This window comes from Leclercia sp. M50 (assembly GCF_037150775.1).
GTDB lineage: Bacteria > Pseudomonadota > Gammaproteobacteria > Enterobacterales > Enterobacteriaceae > Enterobacter.
Map to the genome: position 1 here is coordinate 1 of NZ_JBBCPK010000048.1, position 13497 is coordinate 13497.

Genomic DNA, 13497 nt, shown 5'->3' on the forward strand with positions numbered 1-13497 from the left:
CAGCACTTTACTGGCGGCAAACACCGCCGCGCCCACAATCGGGTTAACGGCAAAGGCCGCCGCCACGCCGACGGTGGCGGAAATTTCCGGCGCCACCACCGCTTCCATATCCAGCTCGCGACGCACCAGATTGACGGAGCCTTTCATGGCGATATCCGCTTCCAGCCCGTCCACCAGCGTATCGTCGGTGTGCAATACGCCATCTTTGATCCACGCGGTGCTGCGGATCGAGTCGAAGTAGAAGCCTTCATTAAAGGTATCGTTGAAGTCAAAGCGCAGCTTGCGCAGCAGGGCGTCGAAACTGAGTAACCGCAACAGTTGCCCTGCATGGCCGGTGCTGAGATCGGCGATTTCACCTCTCCCCAGCCGCGTTTTCAGAATGCCATTCAGCGAGGCTTCGTCAGGCTTCCAGGGCATGTCGCGCCAGTGCAGATCGTAATCGACATCAAACGATGAACCGCGAATAGGGGTCGTGACGCCAAAATAGTTAGCGGCGGCATCCAGCTTGTTGCCCTTAATTTGCCCCTTCAGGGAGGTGCGCTTCTCGCGGACGCCGTTCACCCATTCGCCGTTGGCGGTCAGGCGCCCGAAGCCGGTATCAATCAACCCTCCCGCCAGGGTCAGGGTATCGCCCTTGATGGTGAAATCGCCATTAATCCGGCCATACTTCTGTCCCCAGAGCCAGCACTCGGCGCAGCGCAGCTGTAGGTCAGGCCAGCCGCTAAAATCGATTCGTGAGGTGCCTGATAACGGCGAGACGTTATTGCTTGTCCCGGCGGTGACGGAGGCCGGATTGTAATAGAGATAGCGGATCTGCGCCTGCCACGGCGCGGTGTCACGCAGCAGCAGGCTGGCGTTGATCTCCCGACCCTGGGCATCGATTTTCGAACCGTTGAGGGTGGGCTGCGAGACAATGCTCAGGTTATTCCACTGCTGCCCGCCCAGCGTCAGCGCTGGCGTGCGCACCGTGATGTGTTGCGGGAACTGCGCCGCTTCATCCACATTTTGTCCCACCCCGCGCTGGAAAAGCGCCAGCCATTCTGCCCCGTCCATCGGCGGAAGATTGAGCTCTATACCCGCCTGCTCCGGCAGCGGCGACAGGGTGCGGCTGTCGGTGGTCCAGATGGCGCGATCCAGCGTCAGCTTACGGTTCAGCAGCCAGCGGCTGTTAAAGTGATTTGTCCCGCTGGCGTTGCCGGTCAGGGTAAAGCTGTTGAGATCCCCGTCGACATTTAGCTTCACCGGCAGCGGCTCGCCTGCGCGCTTGTTCAGGGGAGAAGGCAGATCGCTGCTGACGCTTTTCAGGTCGCCGCTGATGTCCACTTTGTAATGCGGGGTGCCACGATAAGGCAGATCGATCGCCACCTTGCCGTTCCACGGTACACGGCCTTCAAGGGACTGGCTGACCACTTTGGGCAGCACATCCATCCGCGAAGGTTGCCAGCTGGCATCCATATTGACCGCCACCTGGTAGGCTTTCTCGCCCTCGGTGGTGGAGAAATCGATCTTCACCGGCTGGCTGAACCAGTTTGCGGTCAGCGGCCCGCTTTTCAGATCGCCATTCACGAAGCTGAACTGGCCGGTCAGGTTTTTCAACGTGCTGTTCAGCGGCTTGATGAACAGGCTGTTATTTTTCAACCTGACGTCGCCTTCTGCGGTGGTCATGGTGCCGTCCAGCGGGATATCCAGATGTAAGCGAGCATTCACATCGCCATCCAGCTGGAGCTGCTGGAGCGTGGCGCCCAGCGAATCGTCTAACGGCGTCTCGTCAAAATAGGGCCCAACGGCTTTTCCAGGCCCGTTGATATCGGCGTCGATCAGCAGTTTTTCTTTTGAATAATCGGGGATCACCGCCGTCAGGTTGCTGGCCTTCACGCCGCCCAGCGCCACGCCGTCGGTTTTCATCCACAAGCCGTCATTGATGAAGTTGAGCTCAATATCGAGGTTTTTCAGCGCCGGCCAGTCAGGCTGGAAGGCATAGGTGGCGTTGCGTAACGGCACCAGCACCTGGAACTGCCCTTCGTTGTGCTTGTAGGGGAAGAGATGCGGATTGCCGCCATACGCCAGGGTGGCGTTGTCCGCCTGCCCGCCCTGAATGGCGCCGCTCAAATAGTCCACCAGCGCTTTACCCATCAGGTTTTCAGGAAAATAGCGCCAGGCCTGTGAGCCGTCGTCGGTGCTGATGCCCGCCAGGATCCCCAGCCAGGGCTCATCGCCCGCCGGTTGCAGATAGCGGAAATCACCCCGGGCATGCACCGCTTTGGCTTTCACGTCGATGTCGCGCCCGTCGAGCTGGAAACCTTTCTCGTTCTTCAGCCAGTGGAGGGTGGCGGTCCCTTTTTCAATTTCCAGCGGCGCGCGGAAGACCGTTTCATACGGCATTTTCGCGTCACGCATATGGGCCACCAGACGGCCATCTTCCATGCTGCCTTCCAGCGTGCCGCTAAAATGCTCGGCGCCCGGCAACATCTCCCACTGCTTCCAGGCGAGATCGGTCCAGGCAATGTTGAAGCGGGTTTTTTCCGTTGCCTGCAGCGGAATATCCAGCGCCAGGGCGTTGATCGCTCCCACCGGCTGGGTGGCCTGCCAGACTTCGCCCAGCGCCGGAGAGAGTTTCGCCGCAAGGGTCCGTAGCCCCTCAAGGCCAGACAGCTCCAGATTGCTGGCGCGAATGCGTAGTTCATCGCTGCGTTTACTGTTAACGCCGCCCACATCCTGCGCCGGGATCCAGGCCAGCGACAAGGCCCCGCGTGGCCAGGCTTTGTCATCCAGGGTGATACGGGTATCCGGAATGGCGAACTGCCAGCCCTGACTGGCACGGGTCACATGGGCAGTGAGATTATCCACAGAGAGCTGATGCTGACGCGTTTCCCCCGGCCAGGTGGCGCCGCCCTGCTTTAGCCAGAGATCGCCGCTGGCGAACTGGCCGTTGGTGAGAGTCATCCAGCCTTCAATGCTAAAGCGCGCGGTTTCGAGCTGCATATCCTGCTGCAGCCACTCTCCCAGCCAGGGTTTGACGTCCACGTCGTCGGCCTGCATCCACACTTTGCCGTTATTCAGCAGGCCGTTGTCGTCACGCAGATCCATACGTACCTGCATCACGCCGTGCTGTCCGTTCAGGCTGGAGAGGCTGACCTGACCTTCGGCGCGATGGCGCTCTTTGCCGTTGAGCCAGGTTAACTGGGGGATCGCCAGCTCGGCACGCTGCCCGGAAAGGGTGATAAAGCTAATCTCGCTGTCGCGCAGATCGAAATGATCGAACTGGCGCAGAAAGAGATCGCTGATGCGGTTGGCTTCGAAGCCTTCGCCCTGATCGTCGCTGCGCAGCGGGGTGTTGGTCAGAAATTGCAGCTGATAGAAGGTGAGATCGCGAAACTGCCAGCGCAGGTGCAGCAGGCTTTGCCAGACATCCAGCGCCAGGGTCACACGCTTAATCTTAACGTGGCCGCCATCCTTCAGCTGCGCGTTAATGTCGCGCACTTCCAGGGTTGGGCCAAAGTTTTGCCAGCTCGCGTTGAGCTGGCTGGCCGCGACGGGCACACCGGTCGCGGATTCGATCTTCGCCAGCAGCTGCGGGCGCCAGTTGTCCAGATGCGGCAATACGAGACGCAGCCCGCTTACCAGCAGCGCGACAATCACTATCAGCGTTGCCCCTGTAAGCAGTAAAATCCCCGGCAATCGCCTCACGCGTCTCTCCTTGTCAGCCGTTTTCTCGCAGCACGCTGCGTTTTACATCATCACCACGTCAAACTGCTCCGGGTTATAGAGCGGCTCGATTTGTACTTTTACCTGTTTGCCGACAAAGATTTCCACTTCCGCCAGAGCATGTGACTCTTCCCCTTTCAGGGCTTCCGCCACCGAAGGAGAAGCATAGACCAGGAAACGGTCGGAGTCGTAGGCGTGATGCACGCGAACGATCTCACGCATGATCTCGTAGCAAACCGTCTCTACCGTCTTCACCGTGCCGCGACCATGGCAGGTTGGGCACTCGTTACACAGCACATGCTCCACGCTTTCACGGGTGCGCTTGCGGGTCATTTCTACCAGCCCAAGCTGGGAAAAGCCGTTAATGCTGGTTTTCACGCGATCTTTACTCAGCGCCTGCTCCAGCGAATGCAGCACGCGACGGCGGTGGTCTTCGTTACTCATATCGATAAAGTCGATGATGATGATGCCACCCAGATTGCGCAGACGAAGCTGACGCGCAATGGCCTGCGTCGCTTCAATATTGGTGTTGAAAATGGTGTCGTCCAGATTGCGATGCCCGACAAACGCCCCGGTGTTGATATCCACGGTGGTCATCGCTTCGGTCTGGTCGATAATCAGATAGCCGCCGGACTTCAGCTCGACCTTACGCTCCAGCGCGCGCTGAATTTCGTTCTCAACGTCGTAGAGATCGAAGATGGGCTGTTTGCCGGTGTAGTGCTCCAGCAGGCCCGGCATTTCAGGAATGTATTCTGCGGTGAATTCGAGCAGCGCATCATAGGTCAGACGGGAGTCGACGCGGATGCGATCGAGCTGGGCATCGGCGAAGTCACGCAGGACGCGCTGGGCCAGCGCCAGTTCACCGTACAGCTGACAGCGGGTCTGGTTGCGTTTTTTACGCTCCATCACTTTGGTCCAGACGCGTTTCAGGTAGGCGGCATCCGAGGCCAGATCCTCTTCGCTAATCCCCTCTGCGGCGGTGCGAATGATAAAGCCGCCCTGCTCATCGCAGTAAGCACTGACGACTTTTTTCAGCCGTTCGCGCTCGCTTTCACTTTCGATACGCTGGGAGACGCCAACGTGTGACGCGCCAGGCATAAAGACCAGATAACGGGAGGGTAAGGTAATGTCGGTGGTCAGGCGCGCCCCTTTGGTGCCCAGCGGATCTTTCACCACCTGCACCATCAGATCCTGGCCCTGACGCACCAGCTCGGAGATATCACGGACGGTAAACTGCTTCTGCTCTTCTCCCGCCACGCATTCGGTGTGCGGCATGATATCCGAGGCGTGTAAAAATGCCGCTTTATCGAGTCCAATATCTACAAATGCCGCCTGCATACCCGGTAGTACACGACTGACACGACCTTTGTAGATATTGCCTACTATTCCGCGTCGCGCTTCGCGCTCAATATGGATTTCCTGAAGAATGCCGCCATCAATATAGGCCACACGGGTTTCCGATGGCGTTACGTTTACCAACAATTCAGCCGTCATAATTATCCCTTCCCTCACGCAGTGAGTTAAAATTGCTCAGCAACTCATACGTTTCCACCAGCGGTAAGCCGACTACGGCGTGATAGCTGCCATTGATCTTCCTGACAAAACAGCCACCCAACCCTTGAATACCGTATGCACCTGCTTTATCCATAGGTTCACCGCTGGTGATATAACCGGCGATATCCTCATCTGTGAGTACTCTGAACGTGACATCGGTGACAACCAGACAGTCGAGCACGTGCTGACGGTCAGCCAGCGCGACGGCGGTCATCACCTGATGCGTTTGTCCGGACAATTTGCGCAGCATCCTGAAGGCATGCTCGCCGTCGTGAGGTTTCTCGAGGACTTCACCGTTAAGGATCACGATGGTATCTGCGCCCAGCACCGGTAAATCGCGCGGCACCTGCGCCACGCCAGCCTGCGCTTTCTCCCGCGCCAGGCGAGAGACATACTGCTGAGCGCTTTCGCCCTCAGCCCGTTTTTCCTCTATGCCGGTAACGATACGTTCAAAAGAGAGACCCAACTGCGTGAGCAACTCCTGACGGCGCGGGGAGCCGGAAGCGAGATATAAAGACGTCATAGAAACCTTTTATTGCACGGCAAATTGCTGGCGGACCTTACGCATCAACAGGAACAGCCATGGCCAGAGCACACCGTTTACTACACTACTCCAGAACACTTCCGGACGGAAAGAGACGTTGATCACTAAAAACTCTGCCCAGAAAACAATGATATCCGCGGCCATGGATAACAACATCACCACCAGCGCCTGTTGCCAGAGCGCCAGATTACGAAAGAGCTGATATTTCAGTGCGACCAGGTATGCGATGATACTCATGGACAGCGCGCGTACGCCAAGCGTCGAGCCACTGATCAGATCCAGTATGGCACCCATCACAAAACCTGTGCCCACATTTACGCGGTGCGGCAGAGCGAGGATCCAGTAGAGCAAAATCAGCAGCACCCAGTTTGGCCGGAAAACGAGAATGTCGTCCGGCCAGGGCATGACTTGCAGCAACAGCGCGATCAAAAACGAGAGCCAGATAACCCAGCGTCCCTGGCTACGGTAGCTTGCCACTATTGCCCTCCCGGAGAGAGTTGCGGTGGCGGCGGCGCATCAGGCGGTGGCTGGGTCAGCCCTGTCGCTGGCGCAGGAACTGGCGCAGGCGGCCCCATGGAGTTTGGCGCAGGCAGAACCTGCGGCATCATCTGCATCAGACGTTCATTCGCCACGCGGTGCACCTCTTCCGGCGTCATGGGATTGCTACCGTTACGATCGGCGCCCCACAACAGCAGCAGATAGCGCAGACGCTGTAAGCCCGCGGTAGGACGTGCCTGAATCACCGTATACGCGCGCTGAGTATCCAGCTTCACGGAGGAGACCACCCCAACCGGGTACCCTTCCGGGAAACGCCCGCCGAGACCGGAGGTCACCAGTACGTCACCCACGCGAATATCGGTATTCGCCGGCAGATGTTCCAGCTGTAGATCGTCCGTACAACCGTTACCGGCGGCGATCACGCGGATGTCGTTACGCAGAACCTGGATCGGCAGCGCATGGGTCGCATCGCAAATCAGCAATACGCGGCTGGTGAGCTTAGCAACGGCTACCACCTGACCGACAACGCCTTTATCGCTGATAACAGGCTGGCCTTCGTAGACGCCATTAACGCTGCCTTTGTCGATGACCACCTGATCGCTGTACGGATCGTTAACGGTGGAGATCACCTGGGTCACCATCTTCTGCTCATCCTGACGCAGCGGGGAGCCCAGCAGCTCGCGCAGACGGGCATTCTCCTGCTTGTACTGGCCCAGCATCAGCAGTTCGCTGTTTTTCAGCAGCAGTTCCTGACGTAACGCGCGGTTTTCAAGTTCGAGTTGATCGCGTGAGGACAGAGTTTGCGAAACGCTGTCGAGTAATTCACGGGGACCATTTGATACAAAATAGAAAGGACTGACGGCGGTATCCATGTACGTTCTGATCTGGCTGAACGTACCGAGGCGGCTATCGGCAATAATGACACCAAGCGCTACCAACACCCCAAGGATGAGGCGAAACTGTAGCGACGGGCCACGGCTAAAAATTGGCTTCATAGGCTATGCGTACTCTCGCGTCAGAGAGAAAGGGTAGCCATCCGCTACCCTTTCACACCTGACTACTCTTCGCTGAACAAGTCGCCGCCGTGCATGTCGATCATCTCCAGCGCCTTGCCGCCGCCACGGGCTACGCAAGTCAGTGGATCTTCTGCAACTACGACAGGAATTCCTGTCTCTTCCATCAACAGGCGGTCGAGGTTACGCAGCAGCGCACCACCACCGGTCAGAACCATACCGCGCTCGGAGATATCGGAAGCCAGTTCCGGCGGGCACTGCTCGAGGGCAACCATGACGGCGCTGACGATACCGGTTAACGGCTCCTGCAGCGCTTCGAGGATCTCATTGGAATTCAGGGTAAAGCCACGCGGAACCCCTTCTGCCAGGTTACGGCCGCGAACTTCGATCTCGCGAACTTCATCACCCGGATAAGCAGAACCGATTTCGTGCTTGATACGCTCTGCGGTGGCTTCACCGATCAGAGAGCCGTAGTTACGGCGAACGTAGTTAATGATGGCTTCGTCAAAGCGGTCGCCACCGATACGTACCGAGGAGGAGTAAACCACACCATTCAGGGAGATAACGGCCACTTCAGTGGTACCGCCACCGATATCCACCACCATGGAACCGGTTGCTTCGGAAACCGGCAGACCCGCGCCGATTGCCGCCGCCATTGGCTCTTCAATCAGGAAAACTTCACGCGCACCAGCGCCCTGAGCGGATTCACGAATAGCACGACGTTCAACCTGGGTAGCGCCAACCGGCACGCACACCAGAACACGTGGGCTCGGACGCATAAAGCTGTTGCTGTGCACTTGCTTGATAAAGTGCTGAAGCATTTTCTCGGTCACGAAGAAGTCAGCGATAACGCCGTCTTTCATCGGACGAATGGCAGCGATATTACCCGGCGTACGGCCAAGCATCTGCTTAGCGTCATGGCCTACAGCCGCTACGCTTTTCGGTGAACCAGCACGATCCTGACGAATGGCCACAACTGAAGGCTCATTCAGTACGATGCCTTGTCCTTTTACATAAATGAGGGTATTCGCGGTACCCAGGTCAATGGACAGGTCATTGGAAAACATGCCACGAAATTTTTTCAACATACTAAGGGATAATCCTGAAAGCTGGGGCGGAAAACAAAATCCGCTTACTTTACCAACCACACGCAGCAGCGACAAGGCGCAAAAATCGCCTGCTACGGTGAAAATTAGTGCAGCACGTTTCCTTTGTTACAAATCGTCGCCTGACTCCCTCAGGGCTGAGAAAACAGCAGCGTTCCTCACGTACATTTGTAACCCGTTAAAGGTCGTTCACTGTCATTTTGCTCGTCATACATCACGCTACAGGCGCGATATTCTACGTGAAAACTCACCAAACGGCAGGTTAAACAGAGTATCTTTGCGAATATTTTTTCACATTGCTGTCAAGAGGCTGAGAGGCCGCAAAAAAATCGCCCTGACCCCCTGTCACGCCGCGCTCTGTCAATGTCTGCCATTCCGTTCGCGACCGCACACCCGTAGCAAATACACGCGTTTGCGTTCCTTTGCACGCTTCCACCAGGCTCTGTACCAGCAGCTGGTTTTCCGTGCGCTTTTCAATATTTCTTACCAGCCCCGGATGCAGCTTCAGGAGCTCAACCTCCAGCGCCTTGATCCAGCTGGTGCTGACCAGCGTTAAACCCGCCTGCGTCACCGCGACGCGCGCGCCCAACGCGTTAATCAGCCGAACAACCGGCTGTAACCGACTGATGTGTTGACAAACATCCGCCTCTGCAAGTTCAAAAATAATCCGTTTCCGCTGCGATTTTTCACATTGCATCAGCAGATCCCGCAGCCAGCGCTGGAAACGCGGGCGGATCAACGACTCCACCGTCACCTGCAGCGCCAGGTTCTCTTCGGGCCAGTAGGATAAAAATGGCATCAAGCGCGATATCTGCTGGCGGTCGTACTCTTCAGACAGGCCAAACTGCAGGATCATCGGCAGATACTCGGCCGATACCACCTCTTCGTTGCCGTCGAAGATTCGACAGAGCAGTTCACGATGATGGACCTTGCCGCTGGTCAGCACCGCCGGTTTTTGGTAAATCCGCGGTCCGCCTCGGGTCAGCATCTGCTCGATTAAGGTTCGCCAGCGCACGTTGCCGCGTCCTTTTTCGGGCAGGGAGTCATCATAAACCGCCCAGCCGTTCGCCCCTTGCAACACCGCATTACGGGTGGCAGCCTCGGCATGTTCCATCACCTGCTCGGTAGACTGGCCGCCGCGCCAGGCGCAGATGCCGATATGCACCATGTCATCACGATCGAGCATTTTGCTGGGTGGGAGCGCATCCACCGATTTCAACAGCAGCCCGGCAATGCTTTCAGACTCCTTCAGCGTGCGGTGCGGCAACAACACGGCGTAATCACTGCGGTGATACCGTGCCAGCAGTGCGCCGGGGTAACGCATGATAAAGGTGGAGAGCATATTAATGAGCGTAAACTGCTGCTCCTCCGCCACTGCCCGCCCCCAGTTATCTTTCAGCAGATCGAAGTCCGGCAGACGGATAATCATCACCACTCCATGTGTGCCCACGTTCTCCTGATCTTCCAGCAAAGTGCCCAGCTGATTATCAAAGAACAGGCGGTTATTGAGGCCGGTTTTATTGTCCTGGGCGGCATAGGATCGGATCAGGGTATCTATCCGGCTGCGCTGGTCGCTGGCGAACTGAATTTCGGACAGCAAAACGTCCAGCGCGCTGCTGGTGCGTGAGGGCCACTCATAGACCGAGCCGCGCACCTGCGCGCCGCGTTCACCGTTAAGGATCCGCGTAGAACGCGACTCCAGTAGCTCCTGTCCGGCGAGCTGACGCCGCAGCCAGCGCACCGCCAGGAAGATCAGCACCACTATGAAAATTACCGCCACCGTGAGCGGTGCGGTGGTCATCAATGAACGAAAATAACTGGTCATTGGGTCCAGATAGACCAGGCTTATCGTCATACCGGGGTTTTTCAGGGAGGGGACGGTGAGCTGGAGCATCTGCGGAGGTGAACCCACCTGCCGGTAATGCGTATGCCCGGTGTGGCTTAAAAGGAGGTTGCCGCCCTGCTTAATCTCCACCCGCATGATATCCACCGGGGCCATCAGCTCATCCAGTTGACGGGAAAGTTCTGGAAAGGGTGTGCTGACAAGGCGGGAATCAATCACTGACGCCACGGAGTGGACGCGGTTCGCCAGCTTTCCCTGGATCGCATTATAAAAACTGAGCGAGCAGCCGATAAAGGTGACGAATATGGTCAACCCGGTAAGCAAGGAGATAAAAGCGGAGAACTTCGTCGATAATCGCATCCTTGAGATTACTCCGTGAGTTGGTGAGGATAGCAAGTAAGTACTAACTCGCAATACGGCACTGGCATACTACCAAATCAGGTGTATCTGGCAATTTATTGCGTTAAATCGGCATTGCATGTCATTGAGCGAGTATAGTCTCCAAAAATTTTTTTCCAATCATCATGCTGAGTAAGGAATCGTATGCAGGCTTTGATCTTAGAACAGCAGGAAGGCAAAACTCTTGCGTCAGTACAATCTATCGAAGAGAGCCGCCTGCCTGAAGGCGCCGTGACTGTAGATATCGACTGGTCCAGCCTTAACTATAAAGACGCCCTGGCCATTACGGGCACCGGAAAAATTATCCGCAATTTCCCAATGGTTCCAGGTATCGATTTTGCGGGACGCGTACATGCCAGCGAAGACCCACGTTTTCATGCCGGCCAGCAGGTGCTGCTGACCGGCTGGGGGGTGGGGGAAAACCACTGGGGCGGGCTGGCGGCGCAGGCGCGCGTCAACGGCGACTGGCTGGTACCCATGCCAAAAGGGCTGGATGGCCGGAAAGCGATGATCATCGGTACCGCCGGCTTTACCGCCATGCTCTGCGTAATGGCGCTGGAAGAGGCCGGAGTACGTCCTGAATCGGGTGAAGTGGTGGTGACGGGCGCCAGCGGTGGCGTCGGTAGCACGGCGGTTGCCCTGCTGCATAAGCTGGGCTATCAGGTCGCGGCGGTCTCTGGCCGTGAAAGCACCCATGACTATCTGCGTTCCCTGGGCGCGAGCCGCATTCTGGGGCGCGACGAGTTCGCTGAGACCCGCTCGCTGGAGAAACAGATCTGGGCCGGTGCCATTGATACCGTGGGCGGCAAAGTGCTGGCGAAAGTGCTGGCGCAGATGAACTACGGCGGCTGCGTCGCGGCGTGCGGCCTGGCGGGCGGTTTTGCCCTGCCGACTACGGTGATGCCGTTTATTCTACGCAACGTCCGTCTGCAGGGTGTCGATTCGGTGATGACCCCGCCAGAGCGCCGTGCCCAGGCCTGGGAGCGACTGGTTCGCGATCTGCCGGCCGCCTTCTACGACCAAAGCGCCACTCAGATTAGCCTTGAGCAGGCACCGGAGTATGCCGCGAAGATCATCAATAACCAGATCCAGGGCCGTACGCTGGTGAAGCTGGCGTAATCTTCAAATTTTCGTGACATATTCGCTTTAAACCCGCTCCTCCGTCATGCTTAGAAAAATGCATGACGGAGGATGCCATGAAAGTGAAACCCCTGACGGAAGCCGATATCACCGCGGAATCCGTTTTTATGCTCAAGCGCCGCCAGATCCTGAAGATGCTGGGGATCGGCGCTGGTGCGCTGACCCTTTCGCCTCTCGCCCAGGCCGACCTGCTGGACTGGTTCAAGGGCAACGATCGCCCAAAAGCGCCACCCGGAAAACCGCTCACCTTTACCCAACCTGCCCAGTGGCAAAGCCAGCTTGCGAAGACGCCTGAAGAGAAAGTGACGGGCTATAACAACTTCTATGAGTTTGGCCTCGATAAAGCCGATCCTGCCGCCAACGCCGGCAGCCTGAAGACCAATCCCTGGACGCTGAAAATCGACGGCGAAGTGGCAAAACCGCTGACCCTTGATTACGACGACCTGACTAACCGTTTTCCGCTGGAAGAGCGAATTTACCGTATGCGCTGCGTTGAGGCCTGGTCGATGGTGGTGCCGTGGATAGGTTTTCCGCTGCATAAACTGCTGGCGCTGGTAGAGCCCACCAGCAATGCGAAGTATGTCGCCTTCCAGACCCTTTACGCCCCGGATATCATGCCTGGCCAGAAAGATCGGTTTATTGGCGGCGGACTCGATTATCCTTACGTGGAAGGGCTGCGCATTGACGAGGCCATGCACCCGCTTACGCTGCTCACCGTAGGTGTGTATGGCAAAGCCCTGCCACCGCAAAACGGCGCACCCATCCGCCTGACCGTACCGTGGAAGTATGGCTTCAAGGGGATCAAATCGATTGTCAGCATCAAGCTGACCCGCGAGCGCCCGCCTACCACCTGGAACCTTGCCGCTCCAGACGAGTACGGTTTTTACGCCAACGTGAACCCGCACGTCGATCACCCGCGCTGGTCGCAGGCTACCGAACGCTTTATAGGCTCAGGCGGCGCGCTGGATGTGAAGCGCCAGCCCACGCTGCTGTTTAACGGCTATGCCGACCAGGTGGCCTCGCTCTACCGCGGCCTCGATTTGAAGGAGTTTTTCTAAGTGCGTCTGACGGCAAAACAGATTACCTGGCTGAAGGTCGCCCTGCATCTTGCAGGGTTACTTCCTTTTATATGGCTCTTCTGGGCCGCCAGTCATGGCGGCTTTAGCGCCGACCCGGCTAAAGATATCCAGCACTTTACTGGCCGGACGGCGCTGAAATTTTTACTGGCGACTCTGCTGGTTTCACCGCTGGCGCGCTATGCAAAACAGCCGCTGCTGATCCGCACCCGTCGCCTTCTGGGGCTATGGTGCTTCGCCTGGGCGACGTTACACCTCACCAGCTATGCGTTACTGGAGCTGGGCATCAACAATCTGGCCCTGCTGGGAAGCGAACTGGTGACCCGTCCATACCTGACGCTCGGGATCGTCAGCTGGATAATTTTGCTGGCTTTAACCCTCACCTCTACCCAATATGCCCAGCGAAAACTGGGGAGGCGCTGGCAACTTCTGCATAATTTCGTTTATCTTGTCGCGATCCTGGCCCCCGTCCACTACCTTTGGTCAGTGAAAATTCTCTCGCCACAGCCGATCATCTACGGGGTACTGGCTTTAGGGCTTCTGGCATGGCGTTATAAGAAGTTTCGCCAGTGGTGGCGATAGTGAACGAAAACGTGCGTATCCCCGCAGATCGTTTAAC

Annotated in this window: 10 protein-coding genes; 3 read left to right on the forward strand and 7 right to left on the reverse strand. The window is 57.3% G+C overall.

Translation table 11 applies throughout. From position 1 onward, the window contains the following. From yhdP to csrD, 7 genes are all read right to left on the reverse strand, one after another. The coding region (gene yhdP / locus WFM46_RS13085) for an AsmA2 domain-containing protein YhdP (RefSeq protein WP_336997780.1) at positions 1 to 3687 on the reverse strand (3687 nt) is incomplete at its 3' end. A 42-nt stretch (positions 3688 to 3729) separates the two neighbouring features. After that, positions 3730 to 5199: a ribonuclease G gene (gene rng, locus WFM46_RS13090; protein ID WP_103177228.1), complete on the reverse strand. Its 1470-nt coding sequence runs from the start codon at positions 5197 to 5199 to the stop codon at positions 3730 to 3732. Then, positions 5189 to 5782, reverse strand: coding sequence for a Maf family protein (locus WFM46_RS13095; protein ID WP_103177229.1), 594 nt, complete (start codon positions 5780 to 5782; stop codon positions 5189 to 5191). Before WFM46_RS13095 ends, rng begins: the two co-directional genes overlap by 11 nt. 9 nt (positions 5783 to 5791) lie before the next feature. Further along, the gene (gene mreD / locus WFM46_RS13100; RefSeq protein ID WP_103177230.1) at positions 5792 to 6280 is read right to left on the reverse strand and encodes a rod shape-determining protein MreD; all 489 of its coding nucleotides are present in this window, start codon (positions 6278 to 6280) and stop codon (positions 5792 to 5794) included. Continuing rightward, entirely contained in the window at positions 6280 to 7296 is a 1017-nt protein-coding gene (gene mreC, locus WFM46_RS13105) for a rod shape-determining protein MreC (RefSeq protein ID WP_103177231.1), read from the reverse strand. The genes mreD and mreC overlap by 1 nt, the downstream gene beginning before the upstream one ends. Before the next feature lie 62 nt (positions 7297 to 7358). Next, on the reverse strand, positions 7359 to 8402 hold the full coding sequence (mreB, locus tag WFM46_RS13110) for a rod shape-determining protein MreB (protein WP_000913396.1): 1044 nt from the start codon (positions 8400 to 8402) through the stop codon (positions 7359 to 7361). Between the two features lie 280 nt (positions 8403 to 8682). Next, entirely contained in the window at positions 8683 to 10623 is a 1941-nt protein-coding gene (csrD, locus tag WFM46_RS13115) for an RNase E specificity factor CsrD (protein WP_156655288.1), read from the reverse strand. Positions 10624 to 10806: 183 nt separating this feature from the next. On the opposite strand from csrD, the gene acuI reads away from it, so the two are divergent. The 3 genes from acuI (at position 10807) to msrQ (ending at position 13460) form a co-directional block, all read left to right on the forward strand. Next, positions 10807 to 11781, forward strand: a complete 975-nt coding sequence (acuI, locus tag WFM46_RS13120) for an acrylyl-CoA reductase (NADPH) (RefSeq protein ID WP_336997781.1) — start codon at positions 10807 to 10809, stop codon at positions 11779 to 11781. Positions 11782 to 11858: 77 nt separating this feature from the next. Then, positions 11859 to 12860 (forward strand): protein-methionine-sulfoxide reductase catalytic subunit MsrP, encoded by a 1002-nt coding sequence (gene msrP / locus WFM46_RS13125; RefSeq protein WP_103177234.1) that lies wholly within the window; start codon positions 11859 to 11861, stop codon positions 12858 to 12860. Further along, positions 12861 to 13460, forward strand: coding sequence for a protein-methionine-sulfoxide reductase heme-binding subunit MsrQ (gene msrQ / locus WFM46_RS13130; RefSeq protein ID WP_336997782.1), 600 nt, complete (start codon positions 12861 to 12863; stop codon positions 13458 to 13460). The last annotated feature ends 37 nt before the right edge of the window (positions 13461 to 13497 follow it).

Bases quoted from the DNA above. Each gene is read 5' to 3' on its own strand.
- mreB (WP_000913396.1), bottom strand. From the start codon at position 8,402: ATGTTGAAAAAATTTCGTGGCATGTTTTCCAATGACCTGTCCATTGAC.
- mreC (WP_103177231.1), bottom strand. From the start codon at position 7,296: ATGAAGCCAATTTTTAGCCGTGGCCCGTCGCTACAGTTTCGCCTCATC.
- acuI (WP_336997781.1), top strand. From the start codon at position 10,807: ATGCAGGCTTTGATCTTAGAACAGCAGGAAGGCAAAACTCTTGCGTCA.
- WFM46_RS13095 (WP_103177229.1), bottom strand. From the start codon at position 5,782: ATGACGTCTTTATATCTCGCTTCCGGCTCCCCGCGCCGTCAGGAGTTG.
- msrP (WP_103177234.1), top strand. From the start codon at position 11,859: ATGAAAGTGAAACCCCTGACGGAAGCCGATATCACCGCGGAATCCGTT.
- rng (WP_103177228.1), bottom strand. From the start codon at position 5,199: ATGACGGCTGAATTGTTGGTAAACGTAACGCCATCGGAAACCCGTGTG.
- csrD (WP_156655288.1), bottom strand. From the start codon at position 10,623: ATGCGATTATCGACGAAGTTCTCCGCTTTTATCTCCTTGCTTACCGGG.